The 20,377-nt window shown below is 64.1% G+C and carries 23 protein-coding genes; 13 read left to right on the top strand and 10 right to left on the bottom strand.

The genetic code is table 11. From position 1 onward, the window contains the following. Positions 1-5 precede the first annotated feature (5 nt). The 9 genes from QKW60_RS08735 to QKW60_RS08695 all read left to right on the top strand — a co-directional run bounded on the left by QKW60_RS08735 (position 6) and on the right by QKW60_RS08695 (position 8,187). On the top strand, positions 6-566 hold the full coding sequence (locus tag QKW60_RS08735; RefSeq protein ID WP_282368068.1) for a NifU family protein: 561 nt from the start codon (positions 6-8) through the stop codon (positions 564-566). Continuing rightward, entirely contained in the window at positions 556-1,161 is a 606-nt protein-coding gene (gene tsaB / locus QKW60_RS08730; RefSeq protein ID WP_282368067.1) for a tRNA (adenosine(37)-N6)-threonylcarbamoyltransferase complex dimerization subunit type 1 TsaB, read from the top strand. The genes QKW60_RS08735 and tsaB overlap by 11 nt, the downstream gene beginning before the upstream one ends. Next, a complete protein-coding gene (rimI, locus tag QKW60_RS08725; RefSeq protein WP_419762666.1) occupies positions 1,158-1,595 on the top strand; it encodes a ribosomal protein S18-alanine N-acetyltransferase in 438 nt (145 codons plus the stop codon). The genes tsaB and rimI overlap by 4 nt, the downstream gene beginning before the upstream one ends. A 142-nt stretch (positions 1,596-1,737) precedes the next feature. Next, positions 1,738-2,730, top strand: coding sequence for a BMP family lipoprotein (locus tag QKW60_RS08720; protein ID WP_282368066.1), 993 nt, complete (start codon positions 1,738-1,740; stop codon positions 2,728-2,730). Between the two features lie 8 nt (positions 2,731-2,738). After that, positions 2,739-4,316 carry an ABC transporter ATP-binding protein gene (locus QKW60_RS08715; RefSeq protein ID WP_282368064.1) on the top strand — a complete coding sequence of 526 codons (1,578 nt, stop codon included), beginning with the start codon at positions 2,739-2,741 and terminating at the stop codon, positions 4,314-4,316. Continuing rightward, complete coding sequence (locus tag QKW60_RS08710; protein WP_282368062.1) at positions 4,316-5,407, top strand: ABC transporter permease; 1,092 nt, start codon at positions 4,316-4,318, stop codon at positions 5,405-5,407. Before QKW60_RS08715 ends, QKW60_RS08710 begins: the two co-directional genes overlap by 1 nt. Continuing rightward, positions 5,407-6,375, top strand: coding sequence for an ABC transporter permease (locus QKW60_RS08705; RefSeq protein WP_282368060.1), 969 nt, complete (start codon positions 5,407-5,409; stop codon positions 6,373-6,375). Before QKW60_RS08710 ends, QKW60_RS08705 begins: the two co-directional genes overlap by 1 nt. 127 nt (positions 6,376-6,502) lie before the next feature. Beyond that, positions 6,503-7,420 (top strand): sulfite exporter TauE/SafE family protein, encoded by a 918-nt coding sequence (locus QKW60_RS08700; protein ID WP_282368059.1) that lies wholly within the window; start codon positions 6,503-6,505, stop codon positions 7,418-7,420. Further along, positions 7,420-8,187, top strand: a complete 768-nt coding sequence (locus QKW60_RS08695) for a TIGR02186 family protein (RefSeq protein ID WP_419762665.1) — start codon at positions 7,420-7,422, stop codon at positions 8,185-8,187. The genes QKW60_RS08700 and QKW60_RS08695 overlap by 1 nt, the downstream gene beginning before the upstream one ends. Here the strand turns inward: QKW60_RS08695 and QKW60_RS08690 are convergent, their stop codons facing one another. Both QKW60_RS08690 and QKW60_RS08685 read right to left on the bottom strand, forming a co-directional pair. Beyond that, complete coding sequence (locus QKW60_RS08690) at positions 8,188-8,925, bottom strand: SDR family oxidoreductase (protein ID WP_282368056.1); 738 nt, start codon at positions 8,923-8,925, stop codon at positions 8,188-8,190. Position 8,926: 1 nt separating this feature from the next. Beyond that, entirely contained in the window at positions 8,927-9,163 is a 237-nt protein-coding gene (locus tag QKW60_RS08685; protein ID WP_282368054.1) for an Lrp/AsnC ligand binding domain-containing protein, read from the bottom strand. A gap of 154 nt (positions 9,164-9,317) precedes the next feature. On the opposite strand from QKW60_RS08685, the gene trhA reads away from it, so the two are divergent. Beyond that, on the top strand, positions 9,318-9,968 hold the full coding sequence (gene trhA, locus QKW60_RS08680) for a PAQR family membrane homeostasis protein TrhA (protein ID WP_282368052.1): 651 nt from the start codon (positions 9,318-9,320) through the stop codon (positions 9,966-9,968). A 25-nt stretch (positions 9,969-9,993) separates the two neighbouring features. Here the strand turns inward: trhA and QKW60_RS08675 are convergent, their stop codons facing one another. The 3 genes from QKW60_RS08675 to dgcN all read right to left on the bottom strand — a co-directional run bounded on the left by QKW60_RS08675 (position 9,994) and on the right by dgcN (position 12,979). After that, positions 9,994-10,857 (bottom strand): D-amino-acid transaminase, encoded by an 864-nt coding sequence (locus QKW60_RS08675; RefSeq protein ID WP_282368050.1) that lies wholly within the window; start codon positions 10,855-10,857, stop codon positions 9,994-9,996. Between the two features lie 74 nt (positions 10,858-10,931). Beyond that, positions 10,932-11,912 carry an N-acetyl-D-Glu racemase DgcA gene (gene dgcA, locus QKW60_RS08670; protein ID WP_419762664.1) on the bottom strand — a complete coding sequence of 327 codons (981 nt, stop codon included), beginning with the start codon at positions 11,910-11,912 and terminating at the stop codon, positions 10,932-10,934. A 65-nt stretch (positions 11,913-11,977) separates the two neighbouring features. Further along, positions 11,978-12,979, bottom strand: a complete 1,002-nt coding sequence (gene dgcN / locus QKW60_RS08665) for an N-acetyltransferase DgcN (RefSeq protein ID WP_282368049.1) — start codon at positions 12,977-12,979, stop codon at positions 11,978-11,980. Between the two features lie 275 nt (positions 12,980-13,254). Between dgcN and QKW60_RS08660 the strand changes: the two genes are divergently transcribed. Both QKW60_RS08660 and QKW60_RS08655 read left to right on the top strand, forming a co-directional pair. Then, the gene (locus QKW60_RS08660; protein ID WP_282368046.1) at positions 13,255-14,211 is read left to right on the top strand and encodes an L-malyl-CoA/beta-methylmalyl-CoA lyase; all 957 of its coding nucleotides are present in this window, start codon (positions 13,255-13,257) and stop codon (positions 14,209-14,211) included. An 83-nt stretch (positions 14,212-14,294) separates the two neighbouring features. Further along, positions 14,295-15,254 carry an acetyl-CoA carboxylase carboxyltransferase subunit alpha gene (locus QKW60_RS08655; RefSeq protein WP_282368043.1) on the top strand — a complete coding sequence of 320 codons (960 nt, stop codon included), beginning with the start codon at positions 14,295-14,297 and terminating at the stop codon, positions 15,252-15,254. Between the two features lie 87 nt (positions 15,255-15,341). Here QKW60_RS08655 and QKW60_RS08650 read toward each other — a convergent pair whose 3' ends face one another. The 5 genes from QKW60_RS08650 to QKW60_RS08630 form a co-directional block, all read right to left on the bottom strand. After that, complete coding sequence (locus QKW60_RS08650) at positions 15,342-16,292, bottom strand: hypothetical protein (protein ID WP_282368041.1); 951 nt, start codon at positions 16,290-16,292, stop codon at positions 15,342-15,344. Positions 16,293-16,354: 62 nt separating this feature from the next. Continuing rightward, positions 16,355-16,960, bottom strand: coding sequence for a pyridoxamine 5'-phosphate oxidase family protein (locus tag QKW60_RS08645; RefSeq protein WP_282368039.1), 606 nt, complete (start codon positions 16,958-16,960; stop codon positions 16,355-16,357). Between the two features lie 3 nt (positions 16,961-16,963). Then, entirely contained in the window at positions 16,964-17,701 is a 738-nt protein-coding gene (locus QKW60_RS08640) for a lysophospholipid acyltransferase family protein (protein WP_282368037.1), read from the bottom strand. After that, positions 17,698-18,594: a cell division protein FtsX gene (locus QKW60_RS08635; protein ID WP_282368661.1), complete on the bottom strand. Its 897-nt coding sequence runs from the start codon at positions 18,592-18,594 to the stop codon at positions 17,698-17,700. Before QKW60_RS08635 ends, QKW60_RS08640 begins: the two co-directional genes overlap by 4 nt. A gap of 5 nt (positions 18,595-18,599) precedes the next feature. Beyond that, positions 18,600-19,271, bottom strand: coding sequence for a cell division ATP-binding protein FtsE (locus tag QKW60_RS08630; protein ID WP_282368035.1), 672 nt, complete (start codon positions 19,269-19,271; stop codon positions 18,600-18,602). A 171-nt stretch (positions 19,272-19,442) separates the two neighbouring features. Here QKW60_RS08630 and QKW60_RS08625 point away from each other — a divergent pair, with 171 nt between their 5' ends. Then, entirely contained in the window at positions 19,443-20,375 is a 933-nt protein-coding gene (locus QKW60_RS08625) for a zinc-ribbon domain-containing protein (RefSeq protein ID WP_282368033.1), read from the top strand. The last annotated feature ends 2 nt before the right edge of the window (positions 20,376-20,377 follow it).

Below are 20,377 nucleotides of genomic sequence, written 5' to 3'. Positions count from 1 at the left end.
CCCCCATGTTCATCCAGACCGAATCCACGCCGAACCCCGCGACTCTGAAATTCCTGCCCGGCCAGTCCGTCCTTGGCACCGGCACGGCAGATTTCCCGCAGGCCGACACGGCGGACAAGTCGCCTCTGGCCAGGCGAATCTTCGCGGTCGATGGCGTGACCGGCGTCTTCCTCGGCACCGATTTCGTCACCGTGACCAAGGCCGAAGCGGTCATGTGGGACCACATCAAGCCCGCGATTCTCGGCGCGATCATGGAGCATTTCCAGTCCGGCCAGCCGGTGATCGAGGGCGAGCAGGCCGAAAGCGCCCATGCCGCCCATGACGGGCCGGACGGCGAGATCGTCAAGCAGATCAAGGAACTTCTCGACACCCGCGTGCGGCCCGCCGTGGCGCAGGATGGCGGCGACATCACCTTCCACGGCTTCGACCGGGGCATCGTCTATCTGCACATGCAGGGCGCCTGCGCCGGCTGCCCGTCCTCGACCCTCACGCTGAAGATGGGGATCGAGAACCTGCTGCGTCACTACATACCCGAAGTGGTCGAGGTGCGGCCCGTTGCCGCCTGACACGCTTATCCTTGCCTTCGACACATCGGCCGCGCATTGCGCGGCCGCTTTGCTGTCTGGCGAAACCGTGATCGCAGCGCGGGCTGAGGAGATGGGGCGCGGGCAGGCGGAACGGCTGATGCCGATGCTGGAAGAGATGCTGCGCGAAAGAAGGCGGACATGGTCTGACCTCAGAGCAATCGGCGTTGGTACGGGTCCCGGCAACTTCACCGGCATCCGCATTTCGGTCGCCGCCGCGCGCGGACTGGCCTTGTCGCTCGGCATCCCTGCTGTCGGCGTGTCAGGCTTCGAGGCCACCGCGCCCGACCACACCGCGCCCCATTGGGCGATAATCCCCGCGCCACGTGGCATGGTCTATGCCCAGCGCCTTGGCGGTGACCCCGGGAAACCGGAGCTTCTGCCCGAGGCCGACGTGACGACACTCGACGCCCCCACCCTGCGGCTTGATGCCGTTCCAGCCGATCAACAGGCGGTGCATATCGCCCGCATCGCTGCCCGCCGCTGGCGCGACACGCCCGTCCGGCCCGCCCCGCTCTACATCCGTCCCGCCGATGCCGCGCCGCCGCGTGAGGCGCCACCGGTCATTCTGCCGTGACCATCTCACCGGAAGAGCTGGCCGCGATCCATGCCGCCGCGTTCTCCACGCCACGCCCGTGGAATGCGGCGGAAATCGCCGACCTCCTTTCCGGGCCGCAGGCGTTCCTGATCACCGAACCGGACGGGTTCCTCATCGGCCGCGTCATCACCGACGAGGCTGAACTACTGACAGTTGCCGTGCGGCCCGAAGCCCGGGGCCGTGGCCTTGGCACCGGACTTGTCGCCACCTTCCTCAGCGAAGCCCGAGCGCGCGGTGCCACGACGGCCTTTCTCGAAGTTGCCGCCGACAACCATGCCGCCAACGCGCTCTATGCCAGCGCCGGATTCGCCGAGACCGGGCGCAGGCCGGGTTACTACGTCAAACCCGACGGAAAAAAGATCGACGCGCTCATCCTCGCCCGCGCCCTGTCCCCGGCACCGGCAAATTCCTGACCAAAAGGTCAAACCGACCCTCCGTCACCCCAAATAGCTATTGACCGCCTCCTGCGCATCCGCCCTAATCGGACGCAATCCGCGCGAACGGCCAATTGGGCCATCAGGATGCGGATACGCATAACCAAACTGGGAGCGATCCATGACCCTCATGAAGACATTCCTCGGCGCGGCCGCAACGCTCGCGCTTTCGGCCGGCTTCGCGGCTGCCGATCCCGCCATCATTTTTGACCTCGGCGGCAAGTTCGACAAGTCGTTCAACGAAGCCGCCTTCAACGGCGCCGAACGCTGGAAGACCGAAACCGGCGGCACCTACAAGGAACTGGAAATGCAGTCCGAGGCGCAGCGCGAACAGGCGCTCCGCCGTCTGGCCGAGTCGGGCGCCAACCCTGTCGTCATGACCGGCTTCGCCTTCGGCGACGTTCTGGGCCAGGTCGCCCCCGACTTCCCGGACACCAAGTTCGTGATCATCGACGTCGACTGGCTCGACTTCCCGAACGTGCGCCAGATCAGCTTTGCCGAGCATGAGGGCAGCTATCTGGTCGGCATGATGGCCGCGATGGCGTCGAAAACCGGCACCGTCGGCTTCATCGGTGGCATGGATGTTCCGCTGATCCGCAAATTCGCCTGCGGCTATGTGCAGGGCGTCAAGGCCGCAAACCCGGATGCGACGATCATCCAGAACATGACCGGTTCGACCCCGGCCGCATGGAACGATCCCGTCAAGGGCGGTGAAATCGCCAAGGCGCAGAAATCGCAGGGCGCCGACGTGATCTATGCCGCCGCAGGGGGCACCGGCATCGGTGTGCTTCAGGCCGCGGCTGATGAGGGCATCCTCTCGATCGGCGTCGATTCGAACCAGAACCACCTGCATCCCGGTCAGGTCCTGACCTCGATGCTGAAACGCGTCGACAACGCCGTCTACGAGGCGTTCAAGGCAGGCACCGATATCGAAGGTGGCGTTCAGATCATGGACCTCGCCTCAGGCGGTGTCGGCTATGCGCTCGACGACAACAACGCCTCGCTGGTCTCGGACGAGATGAAGGCCGCTGTCGATGACGCCGCCGCCAAGATCACCTCGGGTGAGATCGCGGTGCACGACTACATGACCGACGACAGCTGCCCGGTTAACTGAGCAGTGTCATGACGGGGGACACGGGAAAGGAGCGGCAGGCCACTGCCGCTCCGGCCATCGAGCTTCGCGGAATATCGAAAGCCTTCGGCCCGGTTCAGGCCAACAAGGACATCTCGATCCGCGTCGCCAAGGGCACGATCCACGGCATCATCGGCGAAAACGGCGCGGGCAAATCCACGCTGATGTCGATCCTCTACGGCTTCTACAAGGCCGATTCAGGCCAGATCCTGATCAACGGCACTCCCACCGCCATCCCCGACAGCCAGGCCGCGATCCGCGCCGGCATCGGCATGGTCTTCCAGCATTTCAAACTGGTGCAGAATTTCTCGGTGCTTGAGAATGTCATTCTCGGCGCCGAAGACGGCGCGCTCCTGCGCCCCTCGCTTGCCAAGGCCCGCAAGGTGCTGGGCGAACTGGCCGCGGAATATGAACTCGATGTCGATCCCGACGAGGTGATCGAAGAACTTAGCGTCGGCCACCAACAGCGGGTCGAAATCCTCAAGGCGCTCTACCGCCATGCCGATATCCTGATCCTGGATGAACCGACGGGCGTGCTGACACCCGCCGAGGCGGACCACCTGTTCCGCATCCTGAGAAACCTTAAGGAACAGGGCAAGACGATCATTCTGATCACCCACAAGCTGCGCGAGATCATGGAGATCACCGACACCGTCAGCGTCATGCGGCGGGGCGAAATGACGGCGACCGTCAAGACCGCCGAGACGAGCCCCGAGGAGCTGGCCGAGCTGATGGTTGGCCGCAAGGTGCTGCTCGATGTCGCGAAAACGCCCGCCCAGCCCGGCAGGGTCGTGCTGGAGGTCGAAAACCTGCGCGTCGTGGATGAAGACAAGGTCGAGCGGCTGAAGGGCATCTCGCTCAAGATCTGCGCGGGCGAGATTCTCGGCATCGCAGGCGTCGCGGGCAACGGCCAGTCCGAACTTCTGGCCGTTCTCGGCGGTATCGCCCGCGGCACCGGTATTATCCGGCTGAACGGCGACCAGATCGACCTCACCGGCCAGCATTCCGACGGCCAGTCGCGCCGCGCGCGCGGCATTGCCCATGTGCCGGAGGACCGCCAGCATCTGGGCATGATCATGGATTTCTCGGCCTGGGAAAACACCGCCTTCGGCTATCACCACGACCCGGCCTACCAGAAGAACCGCTGGCTGATGGACAACGATGCCATCCTTGAAAACACCAAGGGCAAGATGGAACGCTTCGACGTCCGTCCGCCGATTCCGACGCTTTCGGCCAAAAGTTTCTCGGGCGGCAACCAGCAGAAGATCATCCTCGCGCGCGAGATCGAGCGGAACCCGGACCTGCTGCTGGTCGGCCAGCCGACGCGCGGCGTCGATATCGGCGCGATCGAGTTCATCCACAAGCGCATCGTGGAACTGCGCGACGCGGGCAAAGCCGTGCTGCTGGTCAGCGTCGAATTGGACGAGATCATGAGCCTGTCGGACCGCATCGCCGTGATGTTCGACGGTAAGATCATGGGCGAACGCCTGCCCGAAGGGACCAATGAACGTGAGCTTGGCCTGCTGATGGCCGGGATCACCGACGGCAAGACCGGGGAGGCCGCGTAATGACCAGATTGCCACGCTGGGCCGATCTGGTCCTCGTCCCGCTGATCAGCCTGCTACTGGCGGGAATCATCTCGGCCCTCGTCATCCTTGCCATCGGCCAAAGTCCGATGGAGGCTTTACGCACCATGGTCACCGGGGCGCTCGGCTCCGCCTATGGCTGGGGCTATACGCTGTATTACGCCACAAGCTTCATGTTCACCGGCCTTGCAGTGACGGTCGCCTTCCATGCCTCGCTCTTCAATATCGGCGGCGAGGGGCAGGCGCAGCTCGGCGGGCTCGGCGTGGCCCTCGTCTGCCTTTTCATCCCCTGGCCACACTGGACGCTGGCGCTGCCCGGCGCGATGATTGCCGGCGCCTTGTTCGGTGCCGCCTGGGCGGCGATCCCCGCCTATCTTCAGGCCAAGCGCGGCAGCCATGTCGTGATCACCACGATCATGTTCAACTACATCGCCGCCGCGCTGATCGTCTACATGCTGGTCAATGTCCTGCGCCCCGCGGGCCAGATGGACCCGGCCACCGCCCGCTTCCCCGCGGCGACGAACCTGCCGACCCTGCATGAAATCCCGGGGCTGAGCATCCTCTTCGACAAGCAGATCCCGGCCAATGTCACGCTTTTCGTCGCACTTCTCGCCTGCTGGCTGGTCTGGCTTCTGCTGTGGCGCACAAGGCTCGGCTATGAAATCCGCGCTTTCGGCCGGTCCGAACCGGCCGCGCTTTATGCTGGCATCTCTCCGTTCAGGGTGACGATGATCGCCATGCTGATCTCGGGCGGGCTGGCGGGCCTCATGTCGATCAACAACGTGATGGGCGAAAGCGAAAGGCTCCTCCAGAACTCGACCGAGGGCGCGGGCTTCATCGGTATCGCAGTGGCGCTCATGGGGCGCAACCATCCGATCGGCGTTTTCCTTGCCGCGATCCTATTCGGCTTTCTCTTTCAGGGCGGGGCGGAACTGGGGCTCTGGACCTCGATCCCGATCGAACTCAGGACCGTTGTGCAGGGCCTCGTGATCCTCTTCACCGGCGCGCTCGACCACATGGTCCGCATGTTGCTCGGGCTCTTTTTCGCTCCCCGCAGAACTCAGGTGGCGTGATGGATTTCGCAACGCTCATCCAGATCCTCGACTCCACCATGCGGCTGGCCACGCCGCTGCTTCTGGCCTGCCTTGCCGGGCTTTACTCCGAACGCTCGGGCATCTTCGACATCGGGCTTGAGGGCAAGATGCTGATGGCCGCGATGTGCACCGGCGCGGTCGCCGCGCTGACCGGTTCGGTCTGGATCGGGCTTCTGGCGGGCATCGCCGGGTCGATGATCTTCGCGCTGATCCATGGCGTCGCCTCGATCACCTTCCGGGGCAATCAGCTTATCTCGGGCGTCGCACTCAACTTCGTGGCCTCCGGCATCACCGTCCTCATCGCCCAGTCGCTGTTCCGGCAGGGTGGGCGGACGCCGCCGCTCTCCGGCCCAGCCCGCTTCAACCCGATCGAACTGCCCTTCGCCGAGGCGCTGTCCGGCGTACCTATCCTTGGCCCGTTCTATGCCGAGGTCATCTCGGGCCACGGCGCGCTCGTCTATATCGCGCTGCTCTGTGTGCCGCTCACATGGTGGGCGCTCTTCCGCACCCGTTTCGGTCTGCGCCTGCGCGCGGTGGGCGAGAACCCCGCCTCGGTCGACACGGCCGGCATCTCGGTCGTCCGGCTGCGCTACACCGCCGTGATCATCACCGGCGTGCTCTGCGGGCTTGCCGGGGCCTATATGGCTGCGGGCCTGCAAACCGGCTTCGGCAAGGAAATGACCGCAGGTCGCGGCTATATCGCGCTCGCCGCGCTGATCTTCGCCAAGTGGCGGCCGTGGTACGCGCTTATGGCCACGCTTCTCTTCGGATTCTTCCAGGCGCTGGCGCTCAGGCCCGACGTGATCAAGGGCACGCTTGGCTTCGACGTGCCGGTCCCGGCCCTTGATGCGCTGCCCTATATCCTGACGGTCATCGTGCTTGCGGGCTTTGTCGGACGGGCCATTCCGCCACGCGCCGGCGGAGAGCCTTACGTCAAGGAACGCTGAACCGGATATTTGGCCTTATGCGGATTTTGCAACTGGCCTAAAGACAAGCGCCGCAACGGTTTGACACTGGCCCCACATGGGGGCATGAGTGGTCAAGGGATCTTTTGCCGTCCGGTACCGCGTTCTAATGCAGATTTACCTCCCCATCGCCGAGGTTTCGGTCAATGCGTTCCTGCTTTTGGGGCTGGGCGGTATCGTTGGCATGCTTTCGGGCATGTTCGGAGTGGGCGGCGGCTTTCTGATGACGCCGCTTCTCTTTTTCATCGGCATCCCCCCGGCGGTTGCCGTCGCGACCGAGGCGAACCAGATCGTCGCCTCCTCCTTCTCGGGCGTCCTCGCGCATCTCAAACGCAAGACCGTCGATCTCAGGATGGGAACGGTTCTTCTGATCGGCGGCCTGATCGGCGCGGCGCTTGGCGTCCAGCTATTCAATTTCCTGAAAAGCCTCGGCCAGGTCGATCTGCTGGTCAAGCTCTGCTACGTCGTCTTCCTCGGCATCATCGGCGCCCTGATGTTCGTCGAAAGTCTGAACGCGATCCGGCGGTCACGCAAACCCGGCGCGGTGCCGGTGCGCAAGAAACACAACTGGATCCATAACCTGCCATTCAAGATGAAGTTCCGCACCTCGGGGCTTTATATCTCCGTGATCCCTCCCATGGTCGTCGGCGTTCTGGTCGGCATTCTGGCGGCGATCATGGGCGTCGGCGGCGGCTTCATCATGGTGCCCGCGATGATCTACCTTCTGGGCATGCCCACGAAGGTCGTCGTCGGCACATCGCTCTTCCAGATCATCTTTGTGACCGCCTTCACCACGCTTCTGCATGCCACGACGAACTTCACCGTGGACATGCCGCTCGCGGTGCTCCTCTTGGTTGGTGGGGTCATCGGTGCCCAGTTCGGCGCTATGATCGGCACACGGCTCAAGGCCGAACAGTTGCGCATCCTCCTTGCCATGATGGTGCTCGCGGTCTGCCTGAAGCTGGCGCTCGACCTGCTGATCATGCCGTCAGAACTTTACACCATCGGACCGGCGGGGCACGGATGATGCGCGGTCTTATTGCCCTTGCGATGCTCCTGTCCGCGCTGGCCCTGCCCGGCGCGGCGCAAGAGGAAATCGTCGCCGATCTCAGCCAGCGGCAGGTTCCGATCACCGCCGATTTCGACGGCTCCGAACTCATCCTTTATGGCGCGGTCAAACGCGAAACGCCGATTTCGATCACCGAGCCACTGTCCGTGATCATCACCGTCGCAGGCCCATCGAAACCGGTCACCGTAAGGCGCAAGGAAAAGGTCGCGGGGATCTGGATCAACACCGACTCGGTCGAGATCGACAGTGCCCCCTCCTTCTACGCCATCGCCACCTCGCGCCCCCTGAACCAGATCCTCTCGGATACCGAGGATCTGCGCTACAAGATCTCCATTCCCCGCGCGATCCGCTCGGTCGGCGCACCGCAACATGTTCTGGATTCGCACGAATTCACCAATGCACTGATGCGGATCAAGGCGGCGAATGGCAGCTATCAGGCGCGACCGAGTACAATCGCCTTTTTCGACCAGACGCTCTTCAAAACCGCCGTCACGCTGCCCGCGAACCTGACCGAGGGAACTTACAAGGTCACACTCTACCTGACCCGCGACCGGCAGGTGATCACCAGCTATACGACCAACCTTGCCGTGCAGAAGGTCGGGCTGGAGCGGTTCCTCTACCGCCTCGCGCATGACCAGCCGCTGGTCTACGGGCTCCTGTCGCTTTTCATTGCGATTGTCGCGGGCTGGGGCGCCTCGGCGATCTTCCGCTACTTCAAGGGCTAATCAGCCACGCCCGACAAAGGGCATGTTGGTCGCCATCACCGTGACCGACAGCATATTGGCGCCGGGCGGCAGGGTCGCCATCGACCACACGGTTCCCGCCACATCTGCCACATCCATCATCGGCTCGGCCCGGATGCTGCCATCGGCCTGCGGCACGCCCGCAGCGATCTTCGCGGCCAGTTCCGTGTGGGCATTGCCGATATCAATCTGGCCACAGGCGATGCCGAAGGGGCGGCCATCCAGCGCCAGCGTCTTCGTAAGCCCCGTCACCGCGTGTTTCGTCGTTGTGTAACAGACCGAACCGGGCCGAGGCGCATGTGCGGAAATGGACCCGTTGTTGATGATCCGCCCGCCCTGCGGTTCCTGCGCCCGCATCTGGCGAAAGGCCGCGCGGGCAGCGTGGAACATGCCGGTCAGGTTCACGGCCAGAATGTCGGTCCAGTCGGAAAGCGGAATCTCGTCAATCAGCCCGCCCGGCCGCATGATGCCTGCATTGTTGAACAGCGCATCGACCCGGCCAAAGCGCTCGGCCGCCGCCGCAAATGCCCCATCGACCGCAGTTGCATCGGCTACATCGCAGGCCAGTGGCTGGGCGCTGTCATGGCCTTCGGCGATTTCCTCAAGCACATCCCCCCGCCGCGCGATCATCGCGACGTTCCAGCCCCCCGCGAGGAACCGCTCGGACACCGCCCGCCCGATCCCGGCCGAAGCACCGGTGACGACGATCGTGCGCGCCACCTCAGAACGCCTTGAACGTCATCGTCGTCAGTGTCCGGCTGATGCCGGCAATGTCAAAAAGCTTCTCGTTCAGCCAATGGCCTACATCCTCATCCTCGGGGATATAGACCTTGGCCATCAGGTCGTAGTCGCCCGAGGTCGAATAAAGCTCCGAGACAACCTCGCGGTCATAGATCGCATCAGCAACGGTATAGGTCTGGCCGGGATGACAACGGAACTGGACGAAGACACAGCGCATGGATTCACCTCTCTTTGCCCGTGACAGTAGCGGCAGTGAAACCTGATGGGAAGCAGGGCCGGGCGCCCCGATCACGCAGGTATGTCACGCCTGACACCAAATGTTTACGGGCCCCGCCATAGTCTGGAATACCGCCGCCTGATAGACTTTCACCATGCAGCTTCTGAACGAACGCACGGGTTACAGCCGGGCCGAAAGGCTCACGGATGCGGTGATCCACGCCTCAGGGCTGACGCTTGTGCTGATCGCGGTCCCGGTGCTGATCACTGCCGCAGCTTTCCTGCGCGGCGATTTCACCGCGATGCTCGGGGTGACGGTCTACGGGCTCGCGCTGATCGCGATGATCCTCTGTTCGGCGCTTTACAACATGATCCCCGCGCCCGGCTGGGAAGAGCTGCTGAAGCGGCTCGATCACTCTGCGATCTATGTGAAGATCGCGGGCACCTACACGCCCTTCACCCTGCTTTCGGGGCAGGGCCTCTGGCTCCTCGCGGGGTTATGGGCCGCGGCGCTCACCGGCGTCGGGATCAAGCTTTTCTCACCCCACCGCTTCCGCACCCTGACGCTCGCGCTCTATCTTGGCATGGGCTGGGCCGGACTTGCCGCAGGCGGCACGTTCCTTGGCGCACTCTCCGCCCCGGTCCTGATCCTGATCGTCACCGGCGGCCTTCTTTACACGGCGGGCGTGGCCTTTTACCTCTTCGAACGCCTGCCCTTCCACTACACGATCTGGCATGTCTTCGTGCTGACGGCGAGCCTCGTCTTCTACGCCGCCGTCACCCTGCACCTCGTGCAAAGCGCCTGATCTTCTCCCGGTAAAGCGTTTCGGCTCAGACCGCCGCCTTGAGGCTCTCTTCCAGATAAATCTCCCTCAGCCGCGTGGCGACCGGCCCCGGCTTGCCTGCGCCCAGCGGCGTCCCGTCGATCTCGACAACCGGCATGACGAAAGCCGACGCGGACGTAACAAACGCCTCGTCGGCCGCCTTCGCCTCGTCGATCGTGAAGCTGCGCTCTTCGACAACCATCTGCGCCTCGGCGGCAAAGTGCAGGACAGCCGCGCGGGTGATGCCATGGAGGATATCGTTCGACAACTGGCGGGTAATGATCCTGCCACCCTTGACGATATAGGCGTTGTTCGACGTGCCCTCGGTCACCAGCCCGTCCTCGATCAGCCAGGCATCGTCCACGCCCGCCTTCTTCGCCATCATCTTGCCCATGGAGGGGTAAAGAAGCTGCGTCGTCTTGATATCGCGCCGTCCCCAGCGGATGTCGTCGATGGAAATCACCTTCCACCCCGTCTTCGCCGCCGGGCTGTCGGCCAGACCGGGCTTCGACTGGGTAAAGAGCACCAGCGTCGGTTTCGTGACCTTGGGATCGGGAAAGACGAAATCGCGGTCGCCCGGATTGCCGCGCGTGACCTGAAGATAGACGAGCCCATCCACGATCCCGTTCCGCGCCACCAACTCGCGATGGATCACCAGAAGCTCCTCGTCCGAACAGGGGCTTGCCATGTCAAGTTCCCTCAGCGACCGGTTCAGCCGCGCGGTGTGCCCGGCAAAGTCGATGAGTTTGCCGCCCAGAACGCTCGTCACCTCATAGACGCCATCGGCCATCAGAAAGCCCCGGTCAAAGACCGATACCACCGCCTGCTCTTCGGGCAGATAGTCTCCGTTGACATAGACGATGCGGCTCATGGGGCTCTCCTCCGGTCGGTTGCCGTTTCATCGGGCCTTGTGCCGACAAGGTCAAGCCCGCCTTGTAAGGGTTTTCACCCCCACAACGCCGCCTTGGGCGGATGCACCCCGGCAGCATCGTAATGCAAGGCATGGTCGCGATCTTCGGCCAGCAGAAGCGGCCCGTCGAGATCCGTGACCGCCGCCCCCTGCGCCACCAGCACCGCCGGCGCCATGGCGAGCGAGGAACCCACCATGCAGCCCACCATCAGCCCATAGCCCTCGGCCAATGCCGCCTGTTTCAAAGCCTGCGCCTCGGTCAGCCCGCCGGTCTTGTCGAGCTTGATATTGACCATGTCATACTTGCCCTTCAGCCCGGGAAGCGAGGCGCGGTCGTGACAGGCTTCATCGGCGCAAACCGGCAGGGGCCGCGCAATCTCGCCCAGCATCCCGTCATCCCCCGCAGGCAGCGGCTGTTCGACCAATGCCACACCAAGACGCACGAGATGCGGGGCAAGGTCGGAATAGACTTCCGCCGTCCAGCCCTCATTCGCATCGACGATGATGCGTGTCGCAGGCGCCCCCGCGCGCACCGCCTCCAGCCGCGCCATATCGTCGGGCGTACCAAGCTTGATCTTCAGAAGCGGGCGATGGGCATGACGCGCCGCCGCCGCGCGCATCTTTTCCGGCATATCAAGCGACAGGGTAAAGGCGGTGATTTCCGGCCCCGGCGCGGGCAGGCCTGCAAGCTCCCAGACACGGCGGCCCGCAAGCTTCGCCTCAAGATCCCATAGCGCGCAATCGACCGCATTGCGGGCCGCGCCGGCAGGCAAGGCGGCTTGCAGCGCTCCTCGGGTGATATCTTCTGGCAGACCGGTAATCTGGGCAGTCACGCTTTCCAATGTCTCGCCATAGCGCGCATAGGGCACACATTCGCCCCATCCGGTCAGACCGTCCCGCGCAATCGTCACGGTCAGCACTTTCGCCTCGGTCCGCGAACCGCGCGAGATGGTGAACACCTCGGCCAGCCGGAAGCTTTCGGCCCGAACCTCAATCCCCATGACAATCCTCTCCATTCCGGGCACCCGCGAAGGCCGGGAGGGCGGGCCGTCGTCCGCAGGACGCGGGTCGCACCCCCGGGCTATATTGCGGCCAGCGCATCCACCAGCCGACCGGCACCATGGCGGAACGGATCGACGGCGGGAAGGCCCATCCGTTTCTCCACACCGGCGAGATAGGCGACCGCCTCGTCCTCGCCCAGATGCTGGGTATTGACCGAAATGCCCACGACCTGACAGGCCGGGTTCGCAACCTTCGCCATGGCCAGGGCCGTTTCGCGCACCTGTTCAAGGCTCGGCAGCGCATAGCCCGGCAGGCCGCGCATATGGGTCCGTGTCGGCTCGTGGCAGAGGATCAGCGCATCGGGCTGGCCGCCATGGATGAGCGCCATCGTCACCCCGGAATAGGAGACGTGAAAGAGGCTCCCCTGCCCCTCGATCAGGTCCCAGTGGTCTGGATCGTTGTCGGGCGTCAGATATTCGATGGACCCCGCCATAAAATCGGCAATCACCGCATCCAAGGGCACTCCGTCGCCGGTGATCAGGATACCGGTCTGGCCGGTGGCGCGGAAACTCACCTTCATGCCCCGCTTCCGCATCTCGGCATCCATCGCCAGCGCGGTATACATCTTGCCGACCGAGCAATCCGTGCCGACGGCCAGACACCGCTTGCCCGACCGCTTCACCCCGTTGGCAATCGGGAATTTGACCGAGGGCACCCGCACATCGTGCAGGATACGGCCATGCCGCGCGGCGGTGGCGACCAGATCGGCCTCGTCCCGCAAGAGGTTGTGCAGGCCCGAGGCGATATCAAACCCTTGTTCCAGCGCCGTATGCAGCACCGCCTTCCAGCTTTCCGAGATCACACCGCCCCGGTTGGCGACCCCGATCACCAGCGTCCGGGCGCCCGCTGCATGGGCTTCGGCTAGGTCCATATCGGGCACCTTCATATCGGCCTTGCAGCCCTCCATGCGGTACTGGCCCAGCGCAAATTCCGGACGCCAGTCCTTGATGCCCTGCGCCACCTTCGCGGCGAGCTGGTCCGGCGCGTCGCCGAGGAAAAGAAGATAGGGGGTTTCGATCATGGCAGCCTCCCGCGTTTGATGGAAAGGTGCATCAGTTTCCCATGGAATTCATGGGAATTTCGGGCGAAATACCCGGACCGCCCGCAATCTGGTCCTGTGTATACGAATGTATACGCAAGAATCTTCGATGAGATGCCACTCCCCGCCCGCCTTCCTCCGTTCCGCCGCAGCCCTTTCGGACTTTCTGCGCTTGCGAAAGAAACTTGCATGCTGCAGCGCAATATTCTATCCGAGCAGTAACGCCGAACGTAACTTCCTTACCGAGAGATCTGCCGATGAGCTTCCGCCTCCAGCCCGCCGCCCCTGCCCGCCCGAACCGCTGCCAGCTCTTCGGCCCGGGCTCGCGCCCCGCGATCTTCGAAAAGATGGCGGCCTCGGCGGCGGATGTGATCAATCTCGATCTGGAGGATTCGGTTGCACCCGACGACAAGCCCGGGGCGCGGAAGAATATCATTCAGGCCATCGGCGATGTCGACTGGGGCACCAAGCATCTCAGCGTCCGCATCAACGGGCTCGATACGCCCTATTGGTACCGCGACGTGGTCGACCTTCTGGAACAGGCAGGCGAGCGGCTCGACCAGATCATGATCCCGAAGGTGGGCTGCGCGGCGGACGTCTATGCGGTCGACGCGCTCGCCACGGCCATCGAGGCTGCAAAGGGCCGCAAGAAGCGCATCGCGCTGGAAGTGATCATCGAATCGGCGGCCGGCATCGCCCATGCCGAGGAAATCGCAGCCAGCAGTCCCCGGCTCCAGGCGATGAGTCTCGGTGCCGCGGATTTTGCCGCCTCCATGGGGATGCAGACCACGGGCATCGGCGGCACGCAGGAAAACTACTACATGGTGCGCGAGGGGCAAAAACACTGGTCCGACCCCTGGCACTGGGCCCAGGCCGCGATCGTCGCCGCCTGCCGCACCCATGGCGTGCTGCCGGTGGACGGCCCCTTCGGCGACTTTTCCGATGACGAGGGCTTCCTTGCCCAGGCACGGCGCTCGGCCACGCTCGGCATGGTCGGCAAATGGGCGATCCACCCCAAGCAGGTGGCGCTATGCAACGATGTCTTCACGCCGTCCGAGGCGCAGGTGACCGAAGCCCGCGAAATCCTTGCAGCGATGGAAGCCGCCAAGGCGCGCGGCGAAGGTGCCACGGTCTACAAAGGCCGGCTGGTCGATATCGCCTCGATCAAGCAGGCCGAAGTGATCGTCCGGCAATCCGAGATGATCGCCGGCTGAACCGTCCACCAGATCCGGTTCAAGACATTGCAAATCCCCCCGGTGAGCGGCATATAGGCCGCTGACCCTTCAGGGAGTGCGGGATGAACTACCTCGAGTTTGAAAAGCCGCTGGCCGAAATCGAAGGCAAGGCCGAAGAGCTTCGGGCGCTGGCGCGCAAGAATGAGGGGATGGATGTCGCCAAAGAGGCCTCCGCGCTCGACAAGAAGGCGGCAGACCTTCTGAAGGACCTCTACAAGAACCTCGACCCCTGGCGCAAATGCCAGGTCGCGCGCCACCCGGACCGGCCGCATTGCAAGGATTATATCGACGCGCTGTTCACGGAGTTTACGACCCTTGCCGGTGACCGGAACTTTGCCGACGACCATGCGGTGATGGGCGGTCTTGCCCGCTTCAACGACCAGCCGGTGATGGTGATCGGGCAGGAAAAAGGCTCGGACACCAAGACAAGGATCGAACGCAATTTCGGCATGGCCCGGCCCGAGGGCTACCGCAAGGCCATCCGTCTGATGGACCTCGCCCATCGCTTCGGCCTGCCGGTGATCACGCTTGTCGACACGCCCGGCGCCTATCCCGGCAAGGGCGCCGAGGAGCGCGGGCAATCCGAGGCTATCGCGCGCTCGACCCAGAAATGCCTGGAGATCGGCGTGCCGCTGATTTCGGTGATCATCGGCGAAGGCGGTTCCGGCGGGGCTGTGGCTTTCGCCTCGGCCAACCGTATCGCGATGCTGGAACATTCAATCTATTCGGTGATCACGCCCGAAGGCTGCGCCTCGATCCTGTGGAAGGATGCCGAACGCATGCGCGAGGCCGCGAATGCGCTGCGCCTGACCGCGCAGGACCTCCACAAACTCGGCGTCATCGACCGGATCATCGCGGAACCCCTCGGCGGCGCCCAGCGCATGCGCAAGGACGCCATCGAAAGCGTCGGCACGGCCATCGGCGAGATGCTGAAGGAGCTTTCGGGCAAGAAACCGGCCGAACTGGTCAAAGATCGCCGCGACAAGTTCCTTGCGATGGGTGCCAAGGGGTTGGCCGCATAGACATCGGAAACCACTCTGCGGCACTTAGTCGTTCCGGGCGATGTGCAATTGACTGTCCGGGTCGCGCAGCTTCCGCTCCGGAAACAATCACTCTGAAGAGCGCAAGTCAGGCTTCACGATGGTAAGCGTCATTTCGCGCGCCAGACGTAACATTTCGCGAGCGTCTTCTATAGGCATTTCGTTGAATTCAGCGTCAAGATTGTTGGTACTGATCGTCAAGCGGGAGCTGTCACCAAACGGCTGCCAGACCCAGCACTTGGTCCTTAGCCCGGCATCTGGCAGGAGACAAACAGAACCCTGTATTAAATCGCCTTGGTGGTCTGTCTTGAGCGACCCTCCCTCCTCCCAATACGGAAGTGGGAAGTCTTGATCGGTGTTCGGCGCAATTAGCACTTTCCCCACCCGGCGGTAGGGCTGGGATGAGTAGCTGTTGCACCATGCCGGAGGCTCGCGATCCTCGCAGGCAGCCGTCATCATCTGGTGGTTTGCCGCCGGCGTGATCCAGACGGTATCCATTTCGATGGCGCGAATGCCATTCTCACTCATCCGGCATAGGCGTGCGAAAGAAGATTTTCGATGCGGTACCCCAAAAAAGTTGATTTCATCACCATGCTCCAGGCGGGGTTGCAGTTCCGACGGCAGGTGAAGGGTAACACCGTCGATCCGAACCTGAAGCGGTGTCTTGAGGCAGGCGCTTGGTACATATTGATGCCATAGCGCCGCGCCGGCAGTGGCGATACTCAAACTCAGAAGCACCGCGATGGACGTCCGGGGGCGAACGCCCCCGGATCGCATGCCGATGCCCAAGGCAGCCCCGAGAAGCGCCGTGGCTATGGAAGGGCCGGTCACAAACAGATACGCAAATCCTGCATATTGGCCGGTTGGAGGGTCAGACCAGAGAAATCCGGTTGGAAGAGCAATCGCCGCGCCAAGAAACAGAATACGCCAACGCCACCCGAACCTTAGCGCTAATGCTGTCGAAAGAGCGACTCCGACCAAAACCAGTTGAAACACTGTGGGTGGGTTGAGCGGAAACATGTTTGAAAAACCTGCGGACTGATTCCTGAGTCACTGTGAATCTGTTTCAAGGCACCATCATGTCACCACAGCGACTCCTTCGCCCGCCCGGGCCATTCCGCGTCATAGGCCGCGCCGTCGATGGTGCCCTGGCTCATCTCGGCCAGCATGTCGCCGGTGGTCGGCAGGCCTTCAGACTGGTCTCCGTCCTTCCATGCCCGCGACCGCATCAGCGCGCGGGCGCATTGGGAATAGACCTCTTCGATGGCGATCAGGATGACGGTTCGGGGGCTTTTGCCATCCCGTGCGAAGCTGTCGCAGAGGGCCTGATCCGCCGTAACTTGTGCCGTTCCGTTCACCCGGACCACATTGTCCGAGCCGGGGACAAGGAACATCAGGCTGACGCGCGGATCGCGGACGATGTTGCGCAAGCTGTCAATTCGGTTGTTGCCCTTCCAGTCGGGCAAGGTCAGCGTGCCGGGGTCGATCTCGCGCACCACCGGGCCGTCATCGCCGCGCGGGCTGGCATCGGTGCCCTCGGGGCCGACGGTTGACAGGATGCAGAGCCGCGACCGGGCGATCCATGCGCGATAGGTGGGCGTCATCCGCCGCGCGACCTTGATGAGCGAGGCCTGTGCGGGCGTGCCGTAATGGCGCTCCAGCTCCTCGATGGACGTGATCGCCTGCACCCTTCAGCCCTCCTGTCCGACGAACCCCGCCTCTGCCATCAGCCGGTTCGACGCGCCTTCAACCTCGGGCTCGATCCGCTCCATGAATTCTTCGACCGACAGCCCCGCCGGGATGCGCGGCAGGAACTCCACCACCGCAAGGCCCGGCTTGCGCAACAACCCATGGCGCGGCCAGAACACGCCGACATTGGTGGCGGCTGGTACGCAATCCTGCCCGAGTTGCGAATAAAGGACGCCGACGCCCACCTTGTAGGGCCGTGTCGCGCCTGCTGCGACGCGGGTGCCTTGCGGATAGATGATCAGCTGGCCGGGCCAGCTCGTGCCCGCCTTCACATCCGCCACCATCTTCTTGACCGCCTGCCCGCGTTTGCCCCTGTCGACCGGAATGCAGCCCAACCTTTTGGCATACCATCCGACGATGGGCGTCCACAGCAGTTCCTTCTTCATGATGAACTTCGGGCGCGGCACGACCGAGACGATCAGGATGATGTCGAAGAAGCTCTGATGCTTGGCGCCGATCAGCACCTCGTCTTCCGGCACCTCGCCGCGGATTTCGGATTTCAGACCGACCAGAAAGGCGGCTGAGGCGCGGACCCAGCGGCAATAGGCATGAACCGCATCAAAGGCCGCCTCGCGCCGGAAGATCACGAAGGGCGTCCAGAAAAGCGCGTAGACCACCATCGCCAGATACATCTGCACGATGAAGATCAGCGACAGCAGATATTGCAGAAGCAGTCTCATTGCACCTCCCTGAGGCTGCGGAATGCTGCCGCGCGGGTCGCGGCAAAGGCCACGATAGCGGTCACGGCGGGAATTGCCAGCGGCGTGAGCCAACCCGCCCCGCTGAACCCAAGCCCGGTCAGGAACCCGCCCGCCTGGGACGCGGCGGGCAGAAGTGCTAAGGCGGCCATTCCGGCCAACGTCCCGCCCAACGCCCCGGCAACGGCGCGGAGCGTGAAGCGGCGGACGAAGGCGCGGGCGATGAAGGTATCGCGCGCGCCGACAAGGCGCAGCACCCGGATCACCTGCCCGTTCGCGGCAAGTGCGGCACGGGCCGCCAGCGTCACCATCGCGGCCATGGTCCCGACGATCAGGACGATGGAGAGCCCCCCCAGAAGCCGTAGCCGCCCTGCCGCCGCAACCAGCGGCCTCCGCCAGCCCTGATGATCATCGATCACCGCTTCGGGCACTTCCGCCGACAGCCGGAGCCGCAGCCCCTCGGCATCGAAACCCTGCCCCTCCTCGGCGATCTCGATCAGTTGCGGTATCGGCAGGCTGTCGACCGGCAGGTCGGGCCCGAACCACGGCGCGAGCAGCGCCTGCATCTCAGATGGCTCCAGGGCCCGGGCCGACGCGATCCCGGGCGTTTCGGCCAGAATCGCCAGTACGCGCGCGGTCTTGACTTCCATCTCACCCGACGGGGCCGATATGCGCACCGTCGCGCCCTGCGCCAGGGCCTCGGACCAGCGCTCGGCCAGGTGTCCGGCGGCCAGCGACAAAGCCAGCGCGAAGACGGCAAGGAAAGCCATCGCAGCGGCCGAGGCGATCGTCAGGATCGCGGGCGCGCCCGACGGCGGAACCACCCGGTCGCTGCTACCCTCTCCACCGGCGAGCACCTTCAGGCGGATCATCATGGCGCTCACAGCTCTGCCCCCGCATGGATGATCTGGCGATCCTTGATCCGCAGCACCCGGGCCGAAACCAGCGGCTTGGCGGCCCGGATCAGGTTCAGGTCATGGGTCGCGATCACGACTGTCTTGCCCATCCGGTTCAACTCGCTGAGGAGCGTCAGAAGCCTCAGCGACATCTCCCAGTCGAGATTGCCCGTGGGCTCATCGGCCAGCAGGAGGTCGGGCGACAGGACGACCGCGCGGGCCAAAGCCGCCCGCTGGCGCTCGCCTCCCGACAGCGACGGCGGCAGGGCCCCCGCCCGCGAACCAAGGCCGACCCAGGACAGAAGCTCGCGCAGCTCTCCGGCATCGGCGTCGCGCCCGGCCACGGTCAGGGGCAGGGCCACGTTCTCGGCCACAGGAAGGTGGTCGAGGAATTGGCAATCCTGATGCACGACCCCGATCCGCCCCCTGAGCCGGGCGATATCGTCGCGCGTCATCGCCGTACGGTCTTGCCCGATCAGCGAGACCTTGCCGGAAATCGGCATCAACTCGCCGTAGCAAAGCTTAAGAAACGTGGATTTGCCTGCGCCCGAGGGTCCGGTCAGGAAATGGAACGACCCCGGCGTCAGCCGCAGGGATATCCCGCGCAACAGCGGCGTACCACCATAGCCATAGCTGACATCGTCGAACGCGATCATCTTTGAACACACATTTTCAGCCGAGTCGCTGCTGCATCACCTTGCGCAGAAATCCCGCGCCGCAGCATCAAGACTTGGAGCCCGCGCCTTTGCTTGCTACAAATAGCCAACAATAATGACGAAGCGGTCACATGGGCCGTGATTGTGGCTGGCGAAATCGGTGGGAACGACATGCGTTTGATATGCCCGAGCTGTGGTGCACAATATGAGGTGGACGACAGCGTCATCCCCGAGACGGGCCGGGATGTCCAGTGCTCGAATTGCGGACATGCGTGGTTTCAGCAATCCGCGCTGAAACTGACGACGCCGGCGCCTGTAAAGATCGCGGAACCGGCGCCGCAGGAACCAGTTGCAAAAGCGCCGAGCGCCCCGCCGCCCGTCGAAGAAGACGTCGCTGCACCCGAAACTGCGACCGAACCGGACGACACCCCCAGCGCGGTTGAGGATGACGAGACCACGGCAGACACCCCCGAAGCGGCCGCCGACGACGAGGTCGCGGCGGATACCGCCGAAGAAATGCCCGTCCCTTCGGCCCCCGAGGGTGAGTTGCGCCGACGCACGCTGGATGACGCGGTGCGCGGCGTGCTTCAGGAAGAGGCCGAGCGCGAGACGCGGGCCCGCAAATCCGAAAGTGCCGCGCTGGAAACCCAGCCCGATCTCGGCCTTGCCGTGGCCGCCGCGACGGCGGCAGCCGCCCCCGAACCGGTGCGCGACCGTGTCGTGCGGGTCCGGGGCGATGAGGACGACCTCGACGACGATGCCCTGACATCGCGCGCCTCGCGGCGCGAATTGCTGCCCGACATCGAGGAAATCAATTCCACCCTGCGTGCCACCTCGGAGCGCGGCGACGAGGCTGCCGCCCGCGACGCGCCCGAGGCGATGGCCGTCAGGCAGCGCTCGGGCTTCCGCCGCGGCTTCTCGCTCGCCGTTCTGATTGCCGCTCTGGCGCTCGCGCTCTACGTTCTGGCCCCCACGCTGGCGCAATCGGTTCCGTCACTTGAACCGGCGCTTGCAGCCTATGTCGAGGCGGTGAACGCGGCGCGCATCTGGCTCGACGGGCAGATGCAGGCGCTGACCGTGGCGATCAAGGGCGACGCCTCCTGATC

Source organism: Albidovulum aestuarii (genome assembly GCF_029961185.1).
In the GTDB taxonomy this organism is placed as follows: domain Bacteria; phylum Pseudomonadota; class Alphaproteobacteria; order Rhodobacterales; family Rhodobacteraceae; genus Albidovulum; species Albidovulum aestuarii.
The sequence above is the reverse complement of the archived record's forward strand: the minus strand, read 5'-3'. Positions and strand labels throughout refer to the sequence as shown.